The sequence below is a fragment of the Streptococcus sp. 27098_8_70 genome (assembly GCF_041432215.1).
GTDB lineage: Bacteria > Bacillota > Bacilli > Lactobacillales > Streptococcaceae > Streptococcus > Streptococcus oralis_CP.
This window is the reverse complement of sequence record NZ_JAPVZD010000001.1, coordinates 1,177,745-1,201,779: the sequence shown is the minus strand read 5'-3', so window position 1 is coordinate 1,201,779 and position 24,035 is coordinate 1,177,745. Positions and strand designations below refer to the sequence as shown.

The window sequence follows — 24,035 nt, the reverse complement described above, 5'->3', positions numbered from 1 at the left end:
TGGATAGTTTATAATAATCTTCGCAACTTGTTCCCTTTTCCTTTAAAAAAATCAAAAATTTCGGTATAATAGTCAATTATACCGAAATCATTCTATAATCGTTGATACATAAGGGTTTTATGTATCGCTTTTTTCATTTTGTGGACTTTTTTAAGAACTTTTTATTTTTTTGAGGGCAGTTTCAAAGAATGAGACTGCTCTTTTTTGGTTTTCTTTTGATAAATGGCTGTAAGTATCCATAGTTACAGATATTTTTGCATGGCCAAGCCGTGTCTGTATTTCCTTGTATGGCAGGCCAGCATTAAGCAAGATACTAGCGTGAGTGTGTCGGAAAGCATGAAAGCCTAAATCAGTACAGTTAGCGTTTTTTAAGTGCTTATGTAGGCGATAATCAACCTTTCGAGTATTGACATAGTTGTCAAAGCTATCAGAGAATACTTTCTCATAGGTTAAGCCAATGTTTCTACCGTTTTCTGCTTGTCTTGCTCGGTAGAGACGAAGCATGAGTACTGTTTTATGATCGATATCTAGAACTCTATAGCTTGATTTTGTCTTAGGACTGTTTACCTGGTTTAAAATGTTGAGTGTTTTGTTAATATCGATCGTTCCGTTCTGCAGGTCAATATCAGACCATTCCAGGGCCAGACATTCACGGATGCGCAGTCCAGTAGCTAGGAGCGTTTTATAAAGCACGGTATCATAAAAATTGATAAAGGTATTTTCTAGGCTATCGAGATAGGAGAGGAAGTTTTTAAGTTCCTGATCTTGAAAGTATTTAATTTCTTGTTTATCTCTGGTTATCTTTCTAGGAATGACAATATCACGGGCAGGGTTATTGTCTAATGCTTGGATAGAAACTCCATACTGTAGAATACGTTTATTTAAGGCATGAAGGTGATTGTATTCTTTATATCCCGTCCCGTCCTGATTGTACTCATCCGCCCATTTATTTACCTGAGTTTGGATAATAACAGGGGTAAGTTTATCTAGTTTGTAAGTGCCAAATGAGGGTAAGAGGTAATTATTTAAGCAACCTTTTATCTTTATCTGTGTATTAGTCTTTATGGTATGCTGGTAGGTTTGCCAGAATAAGTCCACAAGTTCGCTATAGGTTGTTATATGTGAGCGTTGTTTCCGTGTAGAACCGTTTTTCTCAAATTCTACCTTAGCCTGGGTGGCTTTGTTTTTGAGTTCTTTCTTTGTTCGTGCTGATATGGTAGTCTTGACCTTCTTACCAGTTACAGAATCAATGCCAAGATAGATACTAGAGCGGTAGACTGCTGATCCGTCTTTTTTCGTGTGTTGTGTAATTTTCATGGTTTTAACTCCTTTTCCATCAGCAGGCAAGCAATTAGAAAAGATTTTGAGTTTATACCATGCGAGGAGCTATGAGAATGCCCCTATTTTCGATTTTAAGCAGTCAGAAGATATTAATATACCAGAGTAGGAAACAAGGCTATATAGAGCTTGTAGAGGCGTTAAACTTAATTAGTGAAAATTCCTAATCAAAGTATTTATCAATTTTTAATATTTGTAAAAAGGCTCATTGATTACATCTCGAGACAAAGTACAAAAGGAGCTTCGTTAGAGGCTCCTTTTGGTAGGTCGCTACTGCAACCATTCATAAGATTAAATTAAGCTTAATCCATTTGAAGCCATTTGTCAACTTTAAATTGATATTTAAAGTAAGAAGACTGGAGTAACTTTAGAATTTAAAACTATTTAAGCGAAGTTTGTCAATATGTCTTCTTCTTCTAAAAATTTAGTATGAGGCAACAGTAAAATTTTTGCTTTGGTATTTTCTTCAAAGATTGCCTTTGTTTCTACCATTTTTTCAAACTTATGACTTGTGTCATCAATAAGTGCAACATATTCTGCATTATGTTTATGATTTTGGAGAATTCTAGTATCCATTGCAAGTAATTTTGCTCTATTAAGATCATTACCATTTGAAATAGTTCTAATCAATTTTTCATTTTTTCGTGTAGGGATTGTAAAATCAAATTGAACTGTAATTCCTTCTTTACCAGAAAACGAAGTTCTGCTTGTAAAAAATACTTCTCTTTTTCTTAAAATTTCCTCGACTTCATCATGGAAAATATTCTTTACATTTTTATCTTTTAATACAATCATATCATTTACTTGCATGATTGTTTGAAGAAGACGTTGTTTAGCTAGAGGAAATTTTTCCAAGCTAGTAGTTATACAAAGTTCATTATTAGTTAACTCAGTGCCTAGACTACTCACAATTGTGTTTAGAATATTGTTTTTATGTAAGGTTCGGCCGTTTAAATTTACGCCGTGACTTTTTAGGTTGTTGATAGTCCAGCCGTCATCTGTTAAGGTAACTCGACCATTGTTCAAGAATTCAGCATATAGAATGATATGGTCAAAATCGTTATCTAAAAAAGGAGTACTGATTTCAACAGTATGATTGTCAAGGTCAGCGAAGCGATACTCTTTCATAAGCCAGTCGAAGTATACTTTTTTCAATGTGTTGGACTTATTCATTATCTTTCTCCTTTCTTATATTTGTGTATGATATAAATTCCGTAAATACATCTATTATCTGATTTACATTAGGGAAGTTAGAATCTTTCAAAGGTATTGCAATGGAATCTCTCTTGTCGTGTTTATTGGAATAGATATGTATATGACTACCAATAATAACTTTTCCATCAGGATTAATGTGTCTGTTCGATGGATGAATGTCAACTCTAACTATGTGGTCGTGAAAATCTTTTAGTCGAAGATGTATGCTGAAACGTTCATTGTTTAATCTACCTCGAAAGATATGAAGAATATATTGGATATCATCATCGTCAATTATAGTCTCGTCCACTTCTATTTTACCAAACATTGCGGAAATGGTGTTGTAAATCTGATCAAAAGTTAGCTGATTTTTAGGATGTTTTAATCTATTTATAATTTCTTGCACTTGTGCATCATCTAAGTTTGAATAATTCATTTTATCTTTCTTTATAAATACTTATGTTTTTCTTGTTGTACAAAATAAATTCTGGAATTACTATTTTAGCAAGTAAAGTATATTTTTAATTTTTATCTTTGTTCCGACTTGTCACTTTAAGGGTATAGTCATTGTATTCTTCTTGTAATTCACTAAAGTAATTTGGCTATATTTCAGCAAATGAAGAGAACTCATTATTAAATGTTAGGTGACTATTCTAATTATCTAAACAGAGAAAAGCTTAGATATCAGGAAAGAGTTTATATAATCTTCTCAAAAACCATTGTGGCTTGAATACGGTCACCACCGCCTAGTCCTTTGCTTCCACCATTGGCGGTTGTGATTGTGTGCAGGCGATAACCTTTTGAAGCTTGTTTATTGATAACATCTTCTAATTCTGTAAGGTTTCCTGATCCAGTGCCGAAAAACTTTTCTTTTAAAGTTACCTGAAGGACAACGTAGTGTAGTCCATTTACTCCAGATGCGGTAGAAAAACTACCCTCTTGTTTTACAGTGTCAAAAAATCCCATGGGGGTTACTCCTTTTCGTCGTCTCTCTCAGATAGTTTTTTAACTAAATCAAAAGCTATTTTTTTATCATAGTCATTTAAAGAAATATAGTTGATTAAAATATCTGCAAAATTTGTACCAATTTCAGCATCATTTATTATTAACTTTTCTATAGTCAGCATGTAGTTTTGATTAAAATTTACTAGACCTTTGCCAAAATTCTCGTATTTTTTAGGATTATTTATGTGTTCTTCAACGTTCTCATACGCTGATTGAATCTTTTTTAGCAAATCATAATCAGGTTTAATGTTATTTAGTTCATTCATATCAAGATTTTCAAAAAAATCTTGTAATTTAGTAGTCATTTCTTCAGGAGACATTTCATCATGGCCTAAAAGAAATGCGACACTAACCCCAAAGTAATCCGCTAGGCTTTCCCATACTTTATTGTTTCTTGGTTTTCGAGTTCCGTTTTCATAATACATTAATTGACTATCAGAAACGGTAATATCGTATTTATCTTTTAAAATTTTTCTAAGTTTGTTCAAAGATAAATTTTCTTTTTCTCTTAATTCTTTGAGTTTTATTTTCACGATATATAACCTACTTTAATTATTTTAAGTTGATTATATCATAGCAAAGAATTTTTTTCTATAAAAAATTCTCAAAAAAAGAACAAAAGCGCTTGACATTCTTAAAAATAGAGTATATACTTAAATTGTTCTTAAAATGAGAATGAAAAATTAAAATGAGAAAGAAAAATGATTATTACACAATCACAAGCGAAAGCGTTACGAAGAAAAAAAGCTGATCTACAATTAAAAAATTATGAGTTGGCTTTTGAAATTGGTGTTGCACCTAAAACGGTTCCTAAAATTCTGAAAGGTGATTATAAGGCTCCTAAAAGAATTTATGCTAGCGTAATGGAATGGCTTGCTGAAGATTACTAGAAAGGGGCATAAGACAGAATCTAGAAATATTTTGCTTACTACCTATGGCAGTATCAAGGGTTTGTAGGGGTTTATTCTCTCCTAAATTTTCCCTACCTCAATGATTTACTTTGGTACTGTTTTAGGTAGCAAGCACGAGCAACAAGAAGAAAGGAGCGAACCAATGGAATTGGTCTATATGGACGGCAAGAAAGAGCCGTATACACTGAGCAGTATCGTTGCAGAGTGTACAGGATTGCAACATCACACAATAACCAAGACAATCCGCAAACATCAAGAAAGGTTTGAACGGTTCGGAAAGGTCGGATTTAAAATCCAAGCTATGGAAAGTGGCCAGAATACCAAGGACTATATTTTAAATGAGCAACAAGCGACCTTGTTAGTTACATTTTTAAAGAATACCGAGCAAGTGGCCAACTTCAAAACAAACCTAGTCAAAGCATTCTTTGAAATGCGTGACGAACTTTCTAAACGCTACCTTCAAAGAGAACTGGAAAAGCCAAAGCGTAAAAGTTTAACTGAAGCTATTCAAACATGGGAGAAAGCCCCCAAGCATGCCTATAGTACACTTACAAACTTACTACTAAAGGGAGTGACAGGGAAGAATAAAGCGCAACTCATGAAGGAGCGAGAAAGTAAGAACGGTATCGATGGCTTGACAAGTGTAGAACTGACAAGCTATCAGCGCTTGGAAGATATGGTAATAGCTATGATTAACTTGAATAGGGGGTATTCAGAAATTAAAGAACTAATTTTTAAAGTATAGGAGTATAGAAAATGGAAAATGATTTTAAGACAGTTACAAATGCCAAGGGGTTAGAAATTCCCAAGTATTCCAAGGATTTTAAAAAGCTAGTTGAGAAAGACAGACAACTAGCTGAATATCTTTGTATGAACTACGAGAACTTGGACAGTGAAGGCCTGGGCGCATTTCTTGAAACAGTAGAACAGGGAATCAGTTGGATTCTAGATCTTATTGAAAGTAAAGACTTGCTTTATAAACCAAAGTCAGGTAGTAATCATGCAAAAAGAAAATAAAAAAATCACTTGCTCAAATTTTAGACGAGGCGAGCAAGCGACAAGATTAAGGATATAGAAATTTTTTCTATGCTCTGATTATAGCAAAAAATATCTATTCTATCAAATATCTAAAGAAAAACCGAAGAGCAGGCAAGCAATTAGAAAAGGTTTTGAAATCAAGAGCTGACAGGGTGATTCTAAGACCTTGTTTAGCTGAAAGATGGGTAATTACTCACGAAACACCGCTACAAGCGTTCGCCAACTTGGGGCAATCGCCCAGCGTTTGGAGTGGTGAAGCATACCATATAGAAAACAGGCAAGAAAAAGGACAAGGAAAGGCTAATGGAGAAAAATATGACTCTAGATCTAGATAACATGACACAATCAGAATTTGACAACCGAATTACTGAAATCAAGGATAGAAATCCGAACCTCTTTCAGTTCATCATTGACTTTTTAGATGATAAAGTAACTCCAGAAGAGGTGTACGACTTTCTGAAGATGGAGCGAAGCTATCAAGTAAATTATATCAAGAATTACAAAGCGAGGGCATAGCATGAATGAACTAGAATTAAGCAATACGCAGTCTATTGTCTTTACTTTGCTACTGCTTGGCCTACTACTTTATCTAAACCGCCGAGACCGCAAAAAAAGCGCCCAAATCGAGCGAGAAAGTACACAGACGATAGAAACAACTAGCGAGGATTTAAGCCCTGATTATGGGCGATATATTCAGCTTGCAGCGGTTAAGCCATGGGGGTACTAATATGTTTGAAAAAATGATTGAAGATTTAAAGTCTAAGATTTTGGAAGCAGTGGAACGGTATTTAAAAAGCCATGAGAAAGTACCTCAAAAAAGATTAGATTTGATCAGTAAGGTGGAACTAAAGGAAGAACTGGGCATAGGAGATAAAACCTTGATAAAATGGGAAGGTGCAGGACTACCGCAGTATATACCGCCTATTGAAGATACTAGAAAAGCGTATTATAAAATCTCAGACGTTTTAAAGTTTTTGGGGGTAGATGATGGCAAAGACTAAAATATATTTTTGGTTAAAAGTTGATAAGAAGTTTTTTGATAATCTTTTTATTAAACGACTTAAAAATATGCCTGGTGGCTACACTATGACAGTGATTTATATCCGTCTTATGTTGGAAAGTTTAGAAGATGATTGTATTTTGTACTATGAGGGGTATTTTGATAATTTGGTACAGGAGCTAGCCTTAAAATTGGATGTGTCCGAGGATGATATAAATATGACAGTTGCATATTTTACAAAATGCGGACTGATTCAGATAGACGATGATGGCCATGCTACATTATCGCAAGCAAAAGCCATGGTTGAGAGTGAAACAAACTGGGCGAAATATAAGCGAGACCAAAGAAAAAATAGTCAAGATATACCAAAATTGGAGAATGTCCAAAATAAAAAGACTATTTCCAACTCATGTCCAACAGATATAGAGATAGATAAAGAGTCAGATAAAGAGTTATATAGAGAATATATATTGTCAGGTAAACCTGACTTTACTTTCCCAAATTGGTTAACTCCGAGAATGATTGAGGAAATAACTAAAGGACATCCTGAGAAGTATTTAATAAGAATCCCTCTAGCTTATCTGAATCATACAGTTGGGAAAAATTATAAATATTTGGACAAAAACTTGAAGCCGATAATGGCACGATTCAAAGAAGGCTATACACTTGAAGATTTTAAACAGGTGATAGATATTAAAACGGCAGAATGGAAGGATAGTCCTGAATTTTCTAAATATCTGAGACCAGAAACACTTTTCGGAACTAAGTTTGACGGTTATTTGAATCAAAAGCCTAAAACCATAAAAGGGAAGTCCGAAGACAACTTTCCAGATCTACCATTTTAGGAGTTGCAAAGATGAAGGAACAATTTAAAGAATTTAATAACAGAAAAATATCGGATAAAGTTTGCGATATTCACCAGGTAAATTACTGGGAAATTTCTGTACCAGTGTTAGGGAGTTCAGAAAGAAAAGTACAAGCATTTTGCCCGGAGTGTGTAAAGGGAGAGATTAAACAAAAAGAGAAAGACCTATTACAGCAGTTCGAGGACAGACAGGCTTACTTTAAAACTTATGATGTCTTAATGCGTGATAGCACGATCCCTAATGAGTTGAAGGGAGCGACATTTGATAATTTCTTTGTTAAGACGACAGAGGAAGGTCAGATGTTAGAGTTTGTAAAGGGGCAAGCCCAGAAGTACCTTGCAGGTATGACGGGAAATACTTTAATTAGTGGTAGCACAGGGATAGGGAAAAGTCATTTATCTCTTGCACTTGCTAAAGAAATCAATGAGAGCTTCAGAGAGAAGAACGAGCCTAAGAGTGTTTTGTTTGTTAGCTTAACTGAGATTATCAAGCAGATAAAAGAAGGCTGGGCTTATGGAAGAAATGCAAACTTAACAGAGTATGAGGCGGTTAAAAAGCTAGTTGATGTTGATTTTCTAATCATCGATGACCTAGGGGCAAAAAATGGGACGGTAACACCTAAGAGCGATTGGGAACAGGATTTCTTGTTTGATATTATCAATAATCGAGAAACTACGATTTTCAACACGAACCTAGATAGTAGTGAACTGCGGACTGTATACAATGCTAGAAACTCAAGTAGAATTTTGAAAGGTTTAGAAGGAAACACTTTCAAGGCTTTCACGATCAAAGACAAGAGATACACTATAAACACAGTGAGGGGAGAATATCAATGAATGATGATAAAATGCGATTTGCAACAGAAAAAGGCTTTGTTGTCTATGAAAAATGTGGTATAATAGAGATAGAAAAAGTTCCAAGTTTTGGAGAAGTTACTTTATTCTATTCAGATGGGAAGTTTACCCATCTAGTCAAAAAAGAAACTAAAAAATAAGTCTATTGAGAACAACTCAGGGACATACCATAAAGCATCTAATGCTAGTGGTATGTCCCTTTTTGTTTGCATAGAAAGGGGGTGAGTATTATGGCAGGAGATACTTCTTTAGGGTATGTGGTAGCCAATAAGTTTTCTATGGATCCAGATAAAAGACAGAAAATCTTTTCTCAGTGTAAAAAAGAAGATGATAGCTTAGAACAACGGAAAAAAGAAATATTAGAAAAATATGCTAACAAACAAGACAAATCAAAATCTAGAAAAAATGATTCTAAAGGCTCGGAGAGTCATAAAAGAAAAGCTAAGAGCTAAGAACTTTAGAAAAAATTATAAACAAAAATCAGATATTAAAAGATGAAGGAGCAAAAAATGACAACTAACTTAGTTAAACAAAAAGAATATCTAGAAGCTTATATCCGAAGTACAGGTTATAACACTAGAGGGATGAACGTAGAAAATAATCATGTACTCATTGAAAAACCAATCCTTGATAGTTACGAAGATGAACATCAACGTAAAGAACTGGTTGATCTAGTAAATGTTATTGAGACTCGTACCCGTGGTGGGAAGTATGAAGTAACTGACTTTGAATCTGATTCATTACAAGAAGTTAGCGAAAATTCGGTTGAGAGAACAGAAGCAGATAAAAAGAAAACTATCAGCGTTGATTACTTAGTTAAATTATTCAGTGGGAAACTTGATTTTTCACAGGAACAGTTAGATGATGGCCAATATAATTTAACGGATTTTCTTGGTAAGAAGATTATTAAATTAAAACGTAGAACACGAAATAGAGAGATTGGGAAAATTCTCCAAACTGCGAAAGTGCAGACTGCTACAAGTATGGACGACTTGAAATCTATTGTTTCTTCAATCAATCCAGAGCGAAATGTATCTATGGTTGTTAGTCAATCACTATTTAGTGTCTTAGAAAAAATGAAAGACACTTCAGGAAATTATCTTCTTAAAGTTGATAAAGAGACAGGGACAAGTGAAACATTCTTTGTAGATAACTTTTTAATTGTAGATGATACAACATTAGGGAATAAAGGTGACAAAAAAGGCTTTATCGGAGATCTAGAAAACTTTGTTACTTTGTTTGATCGAAAGAAAGATACACTTAGTTGGGTGAATGCGAATGACTATTTTGGAAAACGGCTGATTTTACATACCCGATTTGATGTAAAAAAAGTTGAAGCAGATTGTGGTTACTTTATTCAATGGAACTAGGAGAAAGAAATGGATATTAATCAAGTATTTGAAACACTGGATGATTTAGATAATAAAAAAAGTAAGATTAATTCAGCACGAGAACAGTTAAGCGAAAAAAGAAAAAGCCTGTTAGGCAATCAAGTAGTTTCATTTGAGAACATAGATTCTTTTTTGTCAAATAACTTAGAATCTTTAGAGCAGCTGGAAAAGATGGAAAAAGCTATTAATTCTCTTCAGGAAAAATATAATAGTGATTTTTCAGAAGCTAAAGCAGTCATCTTTGAATACATTTTTAAAGAAACTAAGAAACGGATGGAAACTAGGAAGATCTATAAACAATACCGAAAGAAACTTAGACGAATTCTGGACGCATATGATGAAATTCAAGAACTGAAGAAGGATGTGGAAGAAATCCATACAGGTGTAGTCAGAGAAATAAGTCAGAGGCATTCTCTATCGACGTATCGAACAGAAGTAAGTCCGCTTACTGTCCTACCATTCTTAACCCCTGATTCTAGCGGATGGATGGATTTTTCGAAGGAATATCGGGACATCAAAGTGTATTTAGAAAAATAGGTTACAAATTAAGTAAGGCTAGTGATATATGGCTCAAACAAAAGAAATATCGCTAGTCCTACTTTTATGCTTTACTAAGTTTCACATAACAAAGTAAGTATAAACTGAAAAGAAGTAATAGCTTGAAAGCAAGGTATATCAGGGGTTTACAGAATGGAGTGAGTTTCACAGAATGTAAGATATGAGAAACTGAGGGGATAAATTAAAGAAATTTCCCTTGAACTTGTCATATTGAAGAGTTGTCAAACTTAAAACAATGATACCTGGTAAGTGGAGTGTTGGAAGGCTTTTAGCGCTTTTTGTCAGTTTGACAGAATTTACAATTTGACAAATTGAAAGATAAAAAAATTTTTAAATTTAAGTGGAGGTACTTGCCTATGTACGAGTTGAGTAACAGAGACCTGGACGGGATAGATATTGAGTTAGGACGATATAGAACGCTTGCTAATAAAATTTATTTGAGAAGACAGGAACTGATACATAATAAGAAACATAGCACTGAAGATTATACTGGTGGGAAAGGCAAGACAGTATCTAGTCCTACTGAAGCGACAATCATTAGAATTGAAGAAGACCAAACGCTAAGATATTTAGAAGGTTTCAAACTAGTTGTAGATACCTTGATGGAAAACTTAATTGAAAGTGATCTAGTAATTTTTAAAATGAGATATTTAGAAGCTGGTGCGACTTGGGAAGACGTGGCAGAGAAACTAAATAAAACTACTCGTTATATAAATAGCCGTAGAAAGGTAATCGCTAAAAGATTTGTGGAATTGAAAGGATATTGACTCCCCCCCACCTTTTAAAAAATCTTTCTGCTCAGTAGGGTACCGGTGAAGGGAACTTTTTCCAAGTCGGAGCACTTCAGACAAAAAGGGGGTAAAAACTAATATATTTAGGATGAAAGGCTTACTTTTAAGAAAAAATTATAGAAATCTTCAAATAAATTGTTTTAAGAGATGTATTATAATTGGCAGCCCTGAAAATAAAAAAAGATTGACATCTAAGTTTTAATGTTTTATACTATGAGTGAAGTTACTATTTGAAATAGATAGAAACAAAATTCTTGAACATGTAAATTACTCAGATAAAACAAATTGCTTAGATAAAACAAATTGCTCAGATAAAACAAATTGCTTAGATAAAACAAATTGCTTAGATAAAACAAATTGCTCAGATAAAACGAATTGCTTAGATAAAACAATAATATAAATTGCTGAATTTAACCTTGATTACTATTTTCAAGATAACTTCTATTTTAAGTGCTTCAAACTAAACAATGGAATAATTTCCATGTTTAAATTTTTTGACAATAAAGGAGCAATTTCTATGCTTAATTTTATTAAAGTACTTGCAGTTTTAGTGTTAGTTTATATTTTATTCCTTCTTGCCTTGGGTGTACCCATTTCGTTAATTTTTGCATTATCGATTTTATTATTTATTGTCACATTTGTAATCATTATAACTGTGGTTATTCTAGTGATTAAAGATAAGATGAAGCGTAACAACTAACATTTTCTTCCCTCAGAAATTATCTGAGGGTTTTTCTTTGTGTCTTATGGCTATGCTGTGGAAGGTATGCTATAATATTACCAGGTAATAAAAAAGCACGTCTGACCGTGCTAGTTTCTTGCCTGCTGAACTCATCAATATTACGCCCTTTTTTAGGGCTCTTTTTTGTGGACTTTTTTAAGAACTTTCAAGAAAAACTAAGGCGATTTAATGCCTAAATGTTTTTAAAGAAAGTCAGTATTTTCAAGGGCTGAGCTCTAAAAATTTGACTTATAGAGTGTTAAATGATAGTATAGTCAAAGATAGTCAAGGTTCAAAGAAGGAGTTTGATTTACTATGAGATTTAAAAACACATCAGATCATATCGAAGCCTATATCAAGGCGATTTTAGACCAATCTGGTATCGTGGAATTGCAACGGAGCCAGTTGGCAGATACCTTTCAGGTTGTACCGAGTCAGATCAACTATGTCATCAAGACCCGCTTTACGGAAAGTAGAGGTTACTTGGTTGAGAGCAAACGAGGTGGTGGAGGCTACATTCGCATAGGGCGGATTGAATTTTCCAGTCATCATGAGATGCTACGCGATTTGCTTTATTCAATCGGAGAGCGAGTTAGTCAGGAGATTTATGAGGATATTCTCCAGCTTTTGGTGGAGCAGGACTTGATGACCAAGCAAGAGATGACCTTGCTGACTTCTGTAGCAACAGATCGTGTCCTAGGGGAAGAATCTTCAGTTGTCCGTGCCAATATGCTCCGACAGCTATTACAAGAGGTAGATAGAAAAGAGAAGTAAGATGAACTATTCAAAAGCATTGAATGAATGTATCGAGAGTGCCTACATGGTTGCGAGCCATTTTGGAGCCCGTTACCTAGAGTCTTGGCATTTATTGATTGCCATGTCTAATCACAGTTACAGTGTGGCAGGTGCGACTCTAAATGATTATCCATACGAGATGGACCGTTTAGAAGAGGTTGCGTTGGAACTGACTGAAACCGACTATAGCCAAGATGAAACTTTTACGGAATTACCCTTTTCCCATCGTTTGGAGGTCCTCTTTGCGGAAGCAGAATATGTAGCCTCAGTGGTACATGCTAAGGTGCTAGGGACAGAGCATGTCCTCTATGCGATTTTGCATGATGGTAATGCTTTGGCAACTCGCATCTTGGAGAGAGCAGGCTTCTCTTATGAAGACCAGAAAGATCAGGTCAGAATTGCTGCTCTTCGTCGTAATCTAGAAGAGCGTGCTGGCTGGACAAGAGAAGATCTCAAGGCTTTGCGTCAACGCCATCGCACAGTAACTGACAAGCAAAATTCCATGGCCAATATGATGGGCATGCCTCAAGCTCAAAGTGGTGGTCTAGAGGACTACACGCATGACCTGACGGAGCAAGCGCGTTCTGGCAAGTTAGAGCCAGTTATCGGTCGAGACAAGGAAATCTCACGTATGATTCAGATTTTGAGTCGGAAGACCAAGAACAATCCGGTCTTGGTTGGAGATGCGGGTGTCGGGAAAACAGCTCTGGCACTTGGTCTTGCTCAGCGTATTGCCAGTGGGGATGTGCCTGCGGAAATGGCAAAGATGCGTGTTCTAGAGCTTGATTTGATGAATGTTGTTGCGGGGACACGTTTCCGTGGAGATTTTGAAGAGCGCATGAACAATATCATCAAGGATATAGAGGAAGATGGCAAAGTGATCCTCTTTATCGATGAACTCCACACCATCATGGGTTCTGGTAGCGGTATTGACTCGACTCTGGATGCAGCCAATATCTTGAAGCCAGCCTTGGCTCGTGGAACTTTGAGAACGGTTGGTGCCACCACTCAGGAAGAATACCAGAAACACATCGAAAAAGATGCTGCCCTTTCTCGTCGGTTTGCCAAAGTGACGATTGAAGAGCCAAGTCTAGCTGACAGTATGACCATTTTGCAAGGTTTGAAGGCCACCTATGAGAAACACCACCGTGTGCAAATCACAGATGAAGCTGTTGAAACGGCTGTCAAGATGGCGCATCGTTACTTGACCAGTCGTCACTTGCCAGACTCTGCTATCGACCTCTTAGATGAGGCGGCAGCAACAGTGCAAAACAAATCCAAGCATGTGAAAGCAGACGAATCCGACTTGACTCCAGCTGACAAGGCCCTGATGGATGGCAAGTGGGAACAAGCTGCCCAGCTAATCGCAAAAGAAGAGGAAGTTCCTGTCTATAAAGACTTGGTAACAGAATCTGATATTTTGACCACCTTGAGTCGCTTGTCGGGTATCCCAGTCCAAAAACTGACGCAAACGGATGCCAAGAAATACCTGAATTTGGAGGCTGAACTACACAAACGTGTCATCGGCCAAGATCAAGCTGTTTCAAGCATTAGTCGTGCCATTCGTCGCAATCAGTCAGGTATTCGTAGTCACAAGCGTCCGATTGGTTCCTTTATGTTCCTAGGGCCGACAGGAGTCGGTAAGACCGAATTGGCCAAGGCTCTGGCAGAAGTCCTCTTTGATGACGAATCAGCCCTTATCCGCTTTGATATGAGTGAGTATATGGAGAAATTTGCGGCTAGCCGTCTCAATGGAGCACCTCCTGGCTATGTGGGCTACGAGGAAGGTGGGGAGTTGACCGAGAAGGTTCGCAACAAACCTTACTCAGTACTTCTCTTTGACGAGGTAGAAAAGGCCCATCCAGACATCTTTAATGTCCTCTTGCAGGTTTTGGACGACGGTGTCTTGACAGATAGCAAGGGGCGCAAGGTTGATTTTTCAAATACCATTATCATCATGACGTCAAACCTTGGTGCGACGGCTCTTCGTGATGACAAGACGGTCGGCTTTGGCGCTAAAGACATTCGTTTTGACCAGGAAAATATGGAGAAACGAATCTTTGAAGAGCTGAAAAAAACTTATCGACCAGAGTTTATTAACCGTATTGATGAAAAGGTAGTCTTCCATAGCTTGGATAGCGAACATATGCAGGAAATTGTCAAGATTATGGTTAAACCATTGATTGCTAGCCTAGCAGAGAAAGGCATCGACTTGAAACTGCAAGCTTCAGCCCTGAAGTTGCTAGCTAGTCACGGTTACAATCCAGAAATGGGAGCCCGTCCACTTCGCAGAACCCTGCAAACAGAAGTGGAAGATAAGTTGGCAGAACTCCTCCTTAAGGGAGAACTTGTAGCAGGCAAGACCCTCAAGATTGGTGTCAAAGCTGGTCAACTAAAATTTGATATTGCTTAAAAATGGAGAGTCAGGAGCAGTCCTGATTCTTTTTTTCCTACTTTTTTATAAAAAATGATAAAAAACTATTGACAAAACAAAAATATAGTGTATAATAAAAACATAGAAAATAAAAATATCAAAAACTATAAAAAGGTAAAACGTTTATGAAAAAGAAAACAGCAGTGGTATTTGGGACCTTTGCCCCTCTTCATCAGGGTCATATCGATCTGATCCAGCGAGCGAAGCGTCAGTGTGACCAGGTCTGGGTAGTCGTTTCAGGCTACGAGGGAGACCGAGGTGAGCAGGTAGGTTTAAGTCTTCAAAAACGATTTCGCTATATCCGAGAGGCTTTTCGGGATGACGAGTTGACCTCTGTCTGCAAGCTGGATGAGACCAATCTTCCCCGTTACCCTATGGGCTGGCAGGAGTGGTTGGACCAGATGTTAGCGGAGATTTCCTATGATGAAACCCAGCAAGAACTGACTTTTTTTGTAGGAGAAGCAGACTACCAGCAAGAGCTAGCTAAACGTGGATTTGGCACTGTCTTGCAAGAAAGAAAGTTTGGTATCTCAGCGACTATGATTCGAGAAAATCCAAGCAAATATTGGAAATACATCGCTCAACCCTTCCGTCGTCAGTTTACAAAGAAAGTGTTGATTATGGGAAGTGCTAGCAATGGGAAGACCACTCTGGCCAAGGATTTGGCAAGGTATTACGATGCGCCCGTTAGTCTGGAATACGCGCGTGAGTACCAGATCAAAAACAATGTCCGCGATGATGAATTGACTCCAAAGGATTACTACTATCTCCTGTTGGGACAGTATGACCAGACCTCCAAGTTAATCGACAGCAATGCCAATCGAGGCCTAGTGATAGCCGATACCAACTCCTTGGTAACCAAGGGCTACTATGACTATTACATGGAGACTGAGGACCAAGGGGACTTATCAGGAGAAACCTTTGACAATCTCTTTGTTTCGATCTTGGCCAAGGAAAAATGGGACTTGATTCTCTTCGTGCAACCTATCGGTTCCTATGTCAATGACGGATTTAGAGATATGACCATGGCAGAGGACCACATTCGCTACAGTTTTTCCCAGCATTTGGATGAGATGAGGGAGAGATACTTAACGACTATTCCTTTAGTTTATCTAGCAGAGGATTATCTAGGCAATTATGAAGCAGCAAAAGTGGCTATTGATGCCATTTACCAAGCAGATTAGGAGAAAAATATGAAAAAGCTAACTGAAAAAATCACACAATTTATCGAAAACTTTAAAAATGTCCATGCAGAAGCCCGCAAGATCGGTTTTGCAGGAATCATGCGCTTGCTATGGAAAGATCTCTTTGTCGGCCGTAGTCCTTTCCAGTGGTTGTATCTCATCGCCTTGTCAAGTGTTCCCTTGATCTTGGAGTTTACACAAAATACGGAAAGTCATGACTGGCTGAGCTTGTTTGCATCTTGGACTGGGATTGTCTGTGTTATCTTGGTAGCAGAAGGGCGTGCAAGCAATTATCTTTTTGGGGCTATTAACTCGGCTATCTATTTGATTTTGGCCATGAATGCGACTTTTTATGGTGAAGTTTTAACGACTGTTTACTTCTTTGTCATGCAGCCGATTGGTCTCTATGCTTGGCTGTCCAATCGTATCAACGACCAAGGAAAACCAGAAGAATCCCACTTTGAAGCTAAGAAATTATCTGTTCTTGATTGGCTCAAGTACTTGGCCTTGACTGCTATTATCTGGATTGGTATGGGCTTGGCTTACCAAAGTATCAATAGCGCCCGTCCTTTCCGTGATAGTGTTACTGATGCGACTAATGGTGTTGGTCAGCTCTTGATGACACGTCTCTACCGTGAGCAATGGATTTTCTGGATTGCAACCAATCTCTTTAGTATTTATCTCTGGTGGGGTGAAAATATCCACATCCAAGGGATGTACTGGGTTTACACACTCAATAGTCTAGTGGGATGGTATCAATGGACCAAGGCAGTTCGAAAGGAGGCATAAGATGGCAGACACAAAGATTCCAGCCGGGATGACGGAAAAAGAATATTATGAAATCCATGCCAGTCAGGAGGAGTTTTTAGACTGGTACTACAAGCAGGAACTCCCTCAATATGAAAAACCAAGTGTGACAGTGGATATGGTAGCCTACTGCTTTGTCGAAGGAAAGATCAAGCTCCTGCTAATCCGTCGCAAGGCTCACCCTTATCAAAACTGTTTGGCTTTGGTTGGAGGCTTTATGGACAAGGGAGAAGATGCTGCACATGCCTGTCAGCGCGAGGTGAGAGAAGAAGTCAATCTCGATCTACCTTTGGAGAAAATCGAGCAATTGATGACGGTATCGACCCCCGGTCGTGATCCACGGGGCTGGACAGTGACCATTGCCCACTTAGTGTACCTACCTAGTCGTGCCTTAGACCTCGTTCAGGCAGGTGACGATGCCAAGGATGTGGTTTTTGTAGATGTTGATTTCCAGACAGGTAAATGCTACCTTGAGGGAGTCGAGCTGGACGAGAGAGCCTTCGCCTTTGACCATTATGCCATTATCCAAGAATCCATCAAACGAATCCAAGGCCGTCTCGACTGGAATCCGACCTTCCTTTATCTTCTGGAGGAGGAGTTCACTGTCTATGAAGGAACCGAACTAGTCAATCTCATCAACCCCGGTCGGCCCATCGTCAGCAATAACTTTCTCGTAAAATACGGCGAATATGTAGAAGAAGTCGGCCTCAAACGAGTGCCTAAAAAGAAACCAAGAAAAACCTATCGATTGAAATAAAAAGTGAGGTCGGGACAAAGTTCCCGACCTCTTTATTTATCATCATTTTTATGAATGGCTATCTTTCTTAGAATTGCTCAACAGGTGAGTAAAAAAGTCTTTGTATCGATACTTGAGATAGTTCTCATGTAAAAATAACAAAGCGATATAAACAATCATAAAGATTATAGTCAGATAGAAGACATCAAATGCAGTTCGCGCATAGTAAGTGGCTGATTGATAAGAGCCAATTGTTCCCAAAATCAACCAAGGAAGATACTTGTAATACTTATTTAGCATAAGAGCATACCTCCTATATTCTATTTCAATGTTATTATATTCCTTTGTCTAACACAATGCAAGCGATTACACAAAGGTGATGTAAAAATAGGACTCTTATCTAAAAAATTTTCTATTTTTCTGTTTTATTACGAATAGAAATAGTAGAGAGAAATTTTTTAAAATAGTTTCTCTAAATAGTTGACAGATTCAAGGCTCAATGTTACAATTATATTACAAAAAGATTTCCTAACATTTCAAAAATGTTACAAAGGAGTAGAAAAATGAAAAAGAAAACCTATATCAAATTGATGGCAGCGACTGTATTGGCTTCTACCTTGCTACTAGGAGCTTGTGGAAATAAAAACGAATCCACTCAAACCAGTAGCTCTGCAAAGACAAGTCAATCATCAAGTTCTAAAGCAGCTTCTTCTAGCAAAGAAAGCAAGACACAAAAATCTTCAAGCTCAGCTTCATCTGAAAAAGCTCAGGCATCTTCTGGTCAGTCTTCTACAACGGCAGATCAGTCACAAGCGAAACCAGCACCTGAATCAAGACAAGAACAAGCAGCTCCTAGTCAACAAGCCCCTTCTCAGGCTCCGTCAACTCAACAAGGTTCTCAAGCCCAGTCTAACCAGTCAAACTATGATCCAACAACTGACCGCAAACTTCAAGATAAGCAGGCAGAACACAACAAACGCTACAAGGGAGTTTTAACCATGGTGGATGGTGACTTCTCAGCTGCAGCAGGTAACTGGAAGGGAGCGAATGGCGAAACGATTACGGTTTCATCAGGAGGGCAATTCACAGTAGAAACTGCAGATGGAAAGAAAGAAAACTATTCTATCAGAGGCTACTCTTACACTCTTGATGATGGCAAGTATAATGCCAAAATCGGTGGAGGAAAAATCATCCAAATTACAACAGGTGCGGATGGTAAAGTTTCAAGCGTTGCCTTGATTCAATAATAGTATCTAGGTTTTCCTAGAATCTAAAAAACCGTAAACTCCAAGCGAGTTACGGTTTTTTCTATTATGCTTTGTTTAATTGCAAGAGGGCTTCAATCTCTGCTAGGGTGTTAGCTTGTGAAATGGCTCCACGAAGTTTGGCAGCTCCAGATGTTCCCCGGAGGTAGTGAGGAGCGAGACCGCGGAATTCACGAACGGCTACGTTTTCTCCTTTGAGGTTAATCAAGCGTTTCAAATGTTCGTAGGCGATTTTCATCTTGTCTTCAAATGTCAAGTCAGGGAGAATTTCTCCTGTTTCAAAGTAGTGGTTGATCTGGTTGAAGAGATAGGGGTTTCCCATGGCTGCGCGACCAATCATGACAGCGTCAGCCCCGACTTCTTCGATACGCTGTTTGGCTTCTTGGACCGTACGGATATCACCATTTGCGATAAATGGAATCTTGGTCAAAGCTTGAGCAACCTTGTGAAGAGTCTCAAGGTCTGCGTGACCTGTGTACATTTGTTCACGGGTACGGCCGTGCATAGCGAGGGCAGAGACACCTGCAGCCTCAGCAGCGAGGGCATTTTCCACGGCTAGGGATGGATCAGACCAGCCAGTGCGCATTTTGACAGTGAGGGGGATATCAAGGACAGATTGGACCTTGTTGATAATAGAGTAGATCTTGTCTGGATCCTTGAGCCACATAGCGCCAGCTTCGTTCTTCACGATTTTGTTAACTGGGCAGCCCATGTTGATATCGACGATATCGGTCTTAGTATTTTCTTGGATGAATTCTGCTGCGCGAGCGAGGCTGTCTTCATCACTACCAAAAAGTTGGATAGAAACTGGGTTTTCGCCTTCATCGATATGAAGCATGTGCAGGGTTTTTTCATTGTTGTATTGGATTCCCTTGTCAGAGACCATTTCCATGACAACAAGTCCTGCACCGAGCTCTTTTGCGATGGTACGAAAGGCTGAGTTAGTCACGCCAGCCATGGGTGCTAAAACAGTACGATTGGGAATCTCAACATTGCCAATCATAAAAGATGTATTAAGATTTGTCACGAATGAGTTCCTCCAAGTCGTTTTCATCAAAGTTATAAGTTGTTTGGCAGAATTGACAAGTGATTTCTGCCCCGTGGTCTTCCTCTTTCATTTCCTCAAGGTCTGAATTTGGAAGGCTGGCAAGAGCGTTCATAAAGCGATCTTTGCTGCAGTCACATTGGAAACGGATTTCTTCTTCAGATAGATGTTTGTAAGATTCGTCACCATAGATGGCCTTGAGAAGGGCTTCGATATGGTCATCGCTTTCCAAAAGGGTTGAGATAGCTGGCATTTCTTGGATGCGTTTTTCAAAGCGGGCAATCTCTTCTTCCTTGGCCCCTGGCAATACTTGGAGAAGGAAACCTCCGGCAACTCTGACCTTGTCATCTTTATCCAAAAGAACATTGAGGCCGACTGCTGAAGGTGTTTGTTGACTTTCAGTCAGGTAGTAGGCTAAGTCTTCACCGATTTCCCCAGAGATGAGGGGAGTCATGGAGTTGTAGGGATTTCCAGTACCATAGTCTGTGATAACGAGAAATTGGCCATTGCCGACAAAAGGTCCGACAAGGACTTCACCCGTTGCAGTCTTTTTGATGTCAACACCTGGATTTTGAACGTAGCCTTTGACGTTTCCCTTGGTATCTGCGACCGTGATGATGGCACCGAGAGAGCTTGTTCCAAGAACTTTAACTGTTAGTTTGGTATTTCCTTTTTCATTGGCTGCGAGAATTTGGCTAGCGATAAGGGTGCGACCAAGTGCGACAGTTGAACTGGCTTGAGTTTGATGTTTTTCTTGAGCAGTGCGGACGGTTTCAGTGCTATCAAGGACAAAAGCACGAAAGGCTCCGCTTTCTGATATAGTTTTAATAATTTTATCCATAGCTACTATTTTAGCATAAAAATGCCCAAAGGGGGAGCTGTGTGTTTGCTGTTTCTGTGGAATAATGACGAGGAAATCAACCTTAAAATAAAATGAGAAACAGATTATTTCAGCATTTGAAAGATTTATGCTATGCTTGAAGGAGAAAATGAAAGGGGTAACAAATGTATTTAGGTGATTTGATGGAAAAAGCCGAATCTGGCCAATTTTTAGTCCTTTCCTTTCTGTTACAAGATTCGCAGACAACCGTCAAGGAAGCCCTGGAAGAAACAGGCTTTTCAAAGGCGACTCTAACCAAGTACATCTCTCTGATTAACGAAAATGCCTTGGAAAGAGGGTTAGAGCTGACCATCCACTTGGATGATGAAAGCCTGCGTCTGTCTGTCGGTACTGCCACAAAGGGGAGAGAGATTCGGAGCTTGTTTCTAGACAATGCCATTAAGTACCAAATTTTGGTTTACCTTCTCTATCACCAACAGTTCTTAGCCCATCAACTGGCTCAAGAACTGATGATTAGCGAGGCCACGCTTGGTCGCCACTTAGCTAGTCTAAATCATATTTTGTCAGAGTTTGACTTATCCATCCAAAATGGTCGTTGGCGAGGTCCAGAGCATCAGATTCGTTACTTTTATTTCTGCCTTTTCCGCAAGATTTGGTCCAGTCAGGAGTGGGAAGGTCACATGCAGAAAGCTGAGAGAAAACAAGAGATTGCTACCCTAGAAGAAATCTGCGGTACTAGCTTGTCTTCAGGTCAGAAATTGGACTTGGTTCTCTGGGCTCACATCAGTCAACAGCGTCTTCGGGTCAATGCCTGTCAGTTTCAAGTCATAGAAGAAAAAATGCGAGGGTATTTTAACAATATTTTCTACGTTCGTTTGCTTCGAAAGGCTCCGTCCTTTTTTGCTGGGCAACATATCCCTCTAGGAACTGAGGACGGTGAGATGATGGTATTCTTTTCATTTCTCCTTTCCCATCGTATTTTGCCCCTTCATACTATGGAGTATATCCTTGGTTTCGGAGGGCAGTTAGCCGATTTGCTGACGCAATTGATTCAAGAGATGAAGAAAGAGGAGTTGCTGGGGGACTACACAGAGGACCATGTCACCTATGAACTCAGTCAGCTCTGTGGTCAAGTTTATCTATACAAGGGCTATATCTTGCAAGATCAGTACAGATACCAGACAGAGAATCGCCATCCCTATTTGCTGATGGAACATGATTTTAAAGGGACTGCAGAGAGAATTTTTCATATCTTGTCAGCCTTTCATCAGGGAACGGATTTGGATAAGAAAATTCTCTGGGAATGGCTTCAGTTGATAGAGTATATGGCAGAAAATGGTGGCCAACATATGAGTATTGGTCTGGATTTGACATCTGGTTTCCTTGTCTTTTCTAGGATGGCTGCCATTTTGAAACGGTATTTGGAATACAATCGTTTCATTACTATTGAAGCCTATGACCCTAGTCGACATTATGATTTGTTGATTACTAACAACCCTATCCATAAGAAAGAACAAACACCCGTCTACTATTTGAAAAATGATTTGGATATGGAGGATTTGGCGAAGATTCGTCAGATGCTCTTTGCTTAAAAGGCCTGAATTTTCAGGTCTTTTTTGTGAAATTCGCACAATCTCCTCACATTTTTTAAAAATTTTAAAAAAATTGATAAACAAGAAAGCGCTTTATTTTGTATACTAGTTACTGTAAAGAGGAACCCCCTCAAGATTTTATCAGGAGGACAGCACATGTCACAAGAAAAATACATCATGGCTATTGACCAAGGAACTACAAGTTCTCGTGCCATTATTTTTAACAAAAAAGGAGAAAAGGTTAGCTCTAGTCAAAAAGAGTTTACTCAGATTTTCCCTCAAGCAGGTTGGGTTGAGCACAATGCCAATGAAATTTGGAACTCTGTTCAGTCAGTTATTGCGGGTGCTTTCATCGAAAGTGGTGTCAAGCCAAATCAAATCGAAGCCATCGGGATTACCAACCAGCGTGAAACAACGGTTGTCTGGGATAAGAAAACAGGGCTTCCTATCTACAACGCGATTGTTTGGCAATCTCGCCAGACAGCACCTTTGGCTGAGCAACTAAAAAGCCAAGGTTATGTAGAAAAATTCCATGAAAAGACTGGTTTGATCATCGATGCTTACTTCTCAGCTACCAAGGTTCGTTGGATTTTGGACCATGTAGAAGGCGCTCAAGAGCGAGCAGAAAAAGGAGAATTGCTCTTTGGTACGATCGATACTTGGTTGGTTTGGAAATTGACTGACGGTGCGGCTCACGTGACGGATTACTCCAATGCAGCCCGTACCATGCTTTATAACATTAAAGAACTCAAATGGGATGATGAGATTTTGGAAATCCTCAACATTCCTAAGGCTATGCTCCCAGAAGTTCGTTCTAACTCTGAAATCTACGGCAAGACTGCTCCATTCCATTTCTACGGTGGAGAAGTGCCAATTTCAGGTATGGCTGGGGACCAACAGGCAGCCCTCTTCGGTCAGTTGGCCTTTGAACCTGGTATGGTCAAGAATACTTATGGAACAGGTTCTTTCATCATTATGAACACTGGTGAAGAGATGCAGTTGTCTGAAAACAACCTTTTGACAACGATTGGTTATGGGATCAACGGCAAGGTTTACTATGCCTTGGAAGGTTCTATCTTTATCGCAGGAAGTGCCATTCAGTGGCTTCGTGATGGACTTCGCATGGTTGAAAATTCACCAGAGTCTGAAAAATATGCTCTCAATTCTCACAACAATGACGAAGTTTATGTCGTACCTGCCTTTACAGGTCTAGGGGCTCCATACTGGAATCAAAATGCTCGTGGTTCGGTCTTTGGCTTAACTCGTGGAACAAGCAAAGAAGACTTTATCAAGGCAACCTTGCAATCTATCGCTTATCAAGTGCGTGACATCATCGACACTATGCAAGTGGATGCGCAGACAGCTATCCAAGTCTTGAAGGTGGATGGTGGTGCAGCCATGAACAACTTCCTCATGCAGTTTCAGGCTGACATTTTGGGAATCGATATTGCCCGTGCTAAAAACTTGGAAACAACTGCCCTAGGTGCAGCCTTCCTGGCAGGATTGTCAGTGGGGTACTGGAAGGACTTGGATGAGTTGAAACTCTTGAATGAGACAGGAGAACTCTTCGAACCATCGATGAACGAATCGCGCAAGGAACAACTCTACAAGGGCTGGAAGAAGGCTGTGAAAGCAACGCAAGTCTTTGCGGAAATCGATGACTAATAAC

29 protein-coding genes are annotated in these 24,035 nt (G+C 38.7%); 21 read left to right on the top strand and 8 right to left on the bottom strand.

Annotated features, from left to right (window positions below; genetic code table 11):
* Positions 1–150: 150 nt before the first annotated feature.
* The 5 genes from O3655_RS05685 to O3655_RS05665 form a co-directional block, all read right to left on the bottom strand.
* The gene (locus O3655_RS05685) at positions 151–1,317 is read right to left on the bottom strand and encodes a site-specific integrase (RefSeq protein ID WP_125391502.1); all 1,167 of its coding nucleotides are present in this window, start codon (positions 1,315–1,317) and stop codon (positions 151–153) included.
* A gap of 405 nt (positions 1,318–1,722) precedes the next feature.
* Positions 1,723–2,511, bottom strand: a complete 789-nt coding sequence (locus O3655_RS05680) for a DUF1828 domain-containing protein (RefSeq protein WP_303431525.1) — start codon at positions 2,509–2,511, stop codon at positions 1,723–1,725.
* Entirely contained in the window at positions 2,504–2,968 is a 465-nt protein-coding gene (locus O3655_RS05675) for a hypothetical protein (protein ID WP_049510243.1), read from the bottom strand. The genes O3655_RS05680 and O3655_RS05675 overlap by 8 nt, the downstream gene beginning before the upstream one ends.
* Before the next feature lie 260 nt (positions 2,969–3,228).
* Positions 3,229–3,498, bottom strand: a complete 270-nt coding sequence (locus O3655_RS05670) for a DUF4177 domain-containing protein (RefSeq protein ID WP_004261908.1) — start codon at positions 3,496–3,498, stop codon at positions 3,229–3,231.
* Between the two features lie 5 nt (positions 3,499–3,503).
* Positions 3,504–4,070 (bottom strand): helix-turn-helix domain-containing protein, encoded by a 567-nt coding sequence (locus O3655_RS05665; RefSeq protein WP_223330478.1) that lies wholly within the window; start codon positions 4,068–4,070, stop codon positions 3,504–3,506.
* A gap of 168 nt (positions 4,071–4,238) precedes the next feature.
* Here O3655_RS05665 and O3655_RS05660 point away from each other — a divergent pair, with 168 nt between their 5' ends.
* From O3655_RS05660 to O3655_RS05575, 18 genes are all read left to right on the top strand, one after another.
* Positions 4,239–4,427, top strand: a complete 189-nt coding sequence (locus tag O3655_RS05660) for a DNA-binding protein (protein ID WP_223330479.1) — start codon at positions 4,239–4,241, stop codon at positions 4,425–4,427.
* Between the two features lie 163 nt (positions 4,428–4,590).
* Positions 4,591–5,193, top strand: coding sequence for a Rha family transcriptional regulator (locus tag O3655_RS05655; protein ID WP_303431524.1), 603 nt, complete (start codon positions 4,591–4,593; stop codon positions 5,191–5,193).
* A gap of 11 nt (positions 5,194–5,204) precedes the next feature.
* Positions 5,205–5,465: a hypothetical protein gene (locus O3655_RS05650; RefSeq protein ID WP_371641215.1), complete on the top strand. Its 261-nt coding sequence runs from the start codon at positions 5,205–5,207 to the stop codon at positions 5,463–5,465.
* 336 nt (positions 5,466–5,801) lie between these two features.
* The gene (locus tag O3655_RS05645; protein WP_049490570.1) at positions 5,802–6,002 is read left to right on the top strand and encodes a hypothetical protein; all 201 of its coding nucleotides are present in this window, start codon (positions 5,802–5,804) and stop codon (positions 6,000–6,002) included.
* Position 6,003: 1 nt separating this feature from the next.
* Complete coding sequence (locus O3655_RS05640; protein WP_049490556.1) at positions 6,004–6,213, top strand: hypothetical protein; 210 nt, start codon at positions 6,004–6,006, stop codon at positions 6,211–6,213.
* Between the two features lies 1 nt (position 6,214).
* Positions 6,215–6,487: a hypothetical protein gene (locus O3655_RS05635; protein ID WP_049490554.1), complete on the top strand. Its 273-nt coding sequence runs from the start codon at positions 6,215–6,217 to the stop codon at positions 6,485–6,487.
* Positions 6,474–7,331, top strand: coding sequence for a conserved phage C-terminal domain-containing protein (locus O3655_RS05630; RefSeq protein WP_303431523.1), 858 nt, complete (start codon positions 6,474–6,476; stop codon positions 7,329–7,331). Before O3655_RS05635 ends, O3655_RS05630 begins: the two co-directional genes overlap by 14 nt.
* A gap of 11 nt (positions 7,332–7,342) precedes the next feature.
* Positions 7,343–8,188, top strand: coding sequence for an ATP-binding protein (locus O3655_RS05625; protein WP_303431522.1), 846 nt, complete (start codon positions 7,343–7,345; stop codon positions 8,186–8,188).
* Positions 8,185–8,346: a hypothetical protein gene (locus tag O3655_RS05620; RefSeq protein WP_000997172.1), complete on the top strand. Its 162-nt coding sequence runs from the start codon at positions 8,185–8,187 to the stop codon at positions 8,344–8,346. Before O3655_RS05625 ends, O3655_RS05620 begins: the two co-directional genes overlap by 4 nt.
* Positions 8,347–8,436: 90 nt before the next feature.
* Positions 8,437–8,658, top strand: coding sequence for a hypothetical protein (locus tag O3655_RS05615; RefSeq protein ID WP_301392076.1), 222 nt, complete (start codon positions 8,437–8,439; stop codon positions 8,656–8,658).
* A gap of 57 nt (positions 8,659–8,715) precedes the next feature.
* Positions 8,716–9,576: a phage major capsid protein gene (locus O3655_RS05610; RefSeq protein ID WP_308697310.1), complete on the top strand. Its 861-nt coding sequence runs from the start codon at positions 8,716–8,718 to the stop codon at positions 9,574–9,576.
* 9 nt (positions 9,577–9,585) lie between these two features.
* Entirely contained in the window at positions 9,586–10,134 is a 549-nt protein-coding gene (locus O3655_RS05605) for a hypothetical protein (protein ID WP_303431519.1), read from the top strand.
* Between the two features lie 377 nt (positions 10,135–10,511).
* Positions 10,512–10,922, top strand: coding sequence for a DUF722 domain-containing protein (locus O3655_RS05600; protein ID WP_007518096.1), 411 nt, complete (start codon positions 10,512–10,514; stop codon positions 10,920–10,922).
* 1,060 nt (positions 10,923–11,982) lie between these two features.
* The gene (locus O3655_RS05595) at positions 11,983–12,441 is read left to right on the top strand and encodes a CtsR family transcriptional regulator (protein ID WP_001211263.1); all 459 of its coding nucleotides are present in this window, start codon (positions 11,983–11,985) and stop codon (positions 12,439–12,441) included.
* A gap of 1 nt (position 12,442) precedes the next feature.
* Complete coding sequence (locus O3655_RS05590; RefSeq protein WP_001109729.1) at positions 12,443–14,875, top strand: ATP-dependent Clp protease ATP-binding subunit; 2,433 nt, start codon at positions 12,443–12,445, stop codon at positions 14,873–14,875.
* 146 nt (positions 14,876–15,021) lie between these two features.
* Positions 15,022–16,080 carry an AAA family ATPase gene (locus O3655_RS05585; RefSeq protein ID WP_000730570.1) on the top strand — a complete coding sequence of 353 codons (1,059 nt, stop codon included), beginning with the start codon at positions 15,022–15,024 and terminating at the stop codon, positions 16,078–16,080.
* A 9-nt stretch (positions 16,081–16,089) separates the two neighbouring features.
* Entirely contained in the window at positions 16,090–16,869 is a 780-nt protein-coding gene (pnuC, locus tag O3655_RS05580) for a nicotinamide riboside transporter PnuC (RefSeq protein ID WP_000736880.1), read from the top strand.
* Between the two features lies 1 nt (position 16,870).
* Positions 16,871–17,644, top strand: a complete 774-nt coding sequence (locus O3655_RS05575) for an NUDIX hydrolase (RefSeq protein ID WP_000785841.1) — start codon at positions 16,871–16,873, stop codon at positions 17,642–17,644.
* 48 nt (positions 17,645–17,692) lie between these two features.
* Here the strand turns inward: O3655_RS05575 and O3655_RS05570 are convergent, their stop codons facing one another.
* Positions 17,693–17,923, bottom strand: a complete 231-nt coding sequence (locus O3655_RS05570; RefSeq protein ID WP_000933131.1) for a hypothetical protein — start codon at positions 17,921–17,923, stop codon at positions 17,693–17,695.
* Positions 17,924–18,186: 263 nt separating this feature from the next.
* On the opposite strand from O3655_RS05570, the gene O3655_RS05565 reads away from it, so the two are divergent.
* Complete coding sequence (locus O3655_RS05565) at positions 18,187–18,870, top strand: hypothetical protein (protein ID WP_308697309.1); 684 nt, start codon at positions 18,187–18,189, stop codon at positions 18,868–18,870.
* A 64-nt stretch (positions 18,871–18,934) separates the two neighbouring features.
* Here O3655_RS05565 and dusB read toward each other — a convergent pair whose 3' ends face one another.
* Together dusB and hslO are read right to left on the bottom strand one after the other, a co-directional pair.
* Positions 18,935–19,915, bottom strand: coding sequence for a tRNA dihydrouridine synthase DusB (dusB, locus tag O3655_RS05560; protein ID WP_162285022.1), 981 nt, complete (start codon positions 19,913–19,915; stop codon positions 18,935–18,937).
* The gene (gene hslO, locus O3655_RS05555) at positions 19,902–20,774 is read right to left on the bottom strand and encodes an Hsp33 family molecular chaperone HslO (protein ID WP_308697308.1); all 873 of its coding nucleotides are present in this window, start codon (positions 20,772–20,774) and stop codon (positions 19,902–19,904) included. The genes dusB and hslO overlap by 14 nt, the downstream gene beginning before the upstream one ends.
* A gap of 164 nt (positions 20,775–20,938) precedes the next feature.
* Between hslO and O3655_RS05550 the strand changes: the two genes are divergently transcribed.
* Positions 20,939–22,366, top strand: coding sequence for a helix-turn-helix domain-containing protein (locus O3655_RS05550; protein ID WP_308697307.1), 1,428 nt, complete (start codon positions 20,939–20,941; stop codon positions 22,364–22,366).
* Positions 22,367–22,522: 156 nt separating this feature from the next.
* Positions 22,523–24,031 carry a glycerol kinase GlpK gene (glpK, locus tag O3655_RS05545; RefSeq protein WP_049520559.1) on the top strand — a complete coding sequence of 503 codons (1,509 nt, stop codon included), beginning with the start codon at positions 22,523–22,525 and terminating at the stop codon, positions 24,029–24,031.
* Positions 24,032–24,035: the final 4 nt, after the last annotated feature.

Excerpts from the sequence above, each read along its gene's own strand:
- O3655_RS05685 (WP_125391502.1), bottom strand. The coding sequence starts at position 1,317 with ATGAAAATTACACAACACACGAAAAAAGACGGATCAGCAGTCTACCGC.
- O3655_RS05625 (WP_303431522.1), top strand. The coding sequence starts at position 7,343 with ATGAAGGAACAATTTAAAGAATTTAATAACAGAAAAATATCGGATAAA.
- O3655_RS05575 (WP_000785841.1), top strand. The coding sequence starts at position 16,871 with ATGGCAGACACAAAGATTCCAGCCGGGATGACGGAAAAAGAATATTAT.
- glpK (WP_049520559.1), top strand. The coding sequence starts at position 22,523 with ATGTCACAAGAAAAATACATCATGGCTATTGACCAAGGAACTACAAGT.
- O3655_RS05600 (WP_007518096.1), top strand. The coding sequence starts at position 10,512 with ATGTACGAGTTGAGTAACAGAGACCTGGACGGGATAGATATTGAGTTA.
- O3655_RS05585 (WP_000730570.1), top strand. The coding sequence starts at position 15,022 with ATGAAAAAGAAAACAGCAGTGGTATTTGGGACCTTTGCCCCTCTTCAT.
- O3655_RS05675 (WP_049510243.1), bottom strand. The coding sequence starts at position 2,968 with ATGAATTATTCAAACTTAGATGATGCACAAGTGCAAGAAATTATAAAT.
- O3655_RS05640 (WP_049490556.1), top strand. The coding sequence starts at position 6,004 with ATGAATGAACTAGAATTAAGCAATACGCAGTCTATTGTCTTTACTTTG.
- O3655_RS05660 (WP_223330479.1), top strand. The coding sequence starts at position 4,239 with ATGATTATTACACAATCACAAGCGAAAGCGTTACGAAGAAAAAAAGCT.
- O3655_RS05615 (WP_301392076.1), top strand. The coding sequence starts at position 8,437 with ATGGCAGGAGATACTTCTTTAGGGTATGTGGTAGCCAATAAGTTTTCT.
- O3655_RS05605 (WP_303431519.1), top strand. The coding sequence starts at position 9,586 with ATGGATATTAATCAAGTATTTGAAACACTGGATGATTTAGATAATAAA.
- O3655_RS05655 (WP_303431524.1), top strand. The coding sequence starts at position 4,591 with ATGGAATTGGTCTATATGGACGGCAAGAAAGAGCCGTATACACTGAGC.
- O3655_RS05670 (WP_004261908.1), bottom strand. The coding sequence starts at position 3,498 with ATGGGATTTTTTGACACTGTAAAACAAGAGGGTAGTTTTTCTACCGCA.
- O3655_RS05620 (WP_000997172.1), top strand. The coding sequence starts at position 8,185 with ATGAATGATGATAAAATGCGATTTGCAACAGAAAAAGGCTTTGTTGTC.
- O3655_RS05645 (WP_049490570.1), top strand. The coding sequence starts at position 5,802 with ATGACTCTAGATCTAGATAACATGACACAATCAGAATTTGACAACCGA.
- O3655_RS05565 (WP_308697309.1), top strand. The coding sequence starts at position 18,187 with ATGAAAAAGAAAACCTATATCAAATTGATGGCAGCGACTGTATTGGCT.
- pnuC (WP_000736880.1), top strand. The coding sequence starts at position 16,090 with ATGAAAAAGCTAACTGAAAAAATCACACAATTTATCGAAAACTTTAAA.
- O3655_RS05650 (WP_371641215.1), top strand. The coding sequence starts at position 5,205 with ATGGAAAATGATTTTAAGACAGTTACAAATGCCAAGGGGTTAGAAATT.
- O3655_RS05610 (WP_308697310.1), top strand. The coding sequence starts at position 8,716 with ATGACAACTAACTTAGTTAAACAAAAAGAATATCTAGAAGCTTATATC.
- O3655_RS05550 (WP_308697307.1), top strand. The coding sequence starts at position 20,939 with ATGTATTTAGGTGATTTGATGGAAAAAGCCGAATCTGGCCAATTTTTA.
- O3655_RS05630 (WP_303431523.1), top strand. The coding sequence starts at position 6,474 with ATGGCAAAGACTAAAATATATTTTTGGTTAAAAGTTGATAAGAAGTTT.
- O3655_RS05680 (WP_303431525.1), bottom strand. The coding sequence starts at position 2,511 with ATGAATAAGTCCAACACATTGAAAAAAGTATACTTCGACTGGCTTATG.
- O3655_RS05590 (WP_001109729.1), top strand. The coding sequence starts at position 12,443 with ATGAACTATTCAAAAGCATTGAATGAATGTATCGAGAGTGCCTACATG.
- hslO (WP_308697308.1), bottom strand. The coding sequence starts at position 20,774 with ATGGATAAAATTATTAAAACTATATCAGAAAGCGGAGCCTTTCGTGCT.
- O3655_RS05595 (WP_001211263.1), top strand. The coding sequence starts at position 11,983 with ATGAGATTTAAAAACACATCAGATCATATCGAAGCCTATATCAAGGCG.
- O3655_RS05635 (WP_049490554.1), top strand. The coding sequence starts at position 6,215 with ATGTTTGAAAAAATGATTGAAGATTTAAAGTCTAAGATTTTGGAAGCA.
- O3655_RS05570 (WP_000933131.1), bottom strand. The coding sequence starts at position 17,923 with ATGCTAAATAAGTATTACAAGTATCTTCCTTGGTTGATTTTGGGAACA.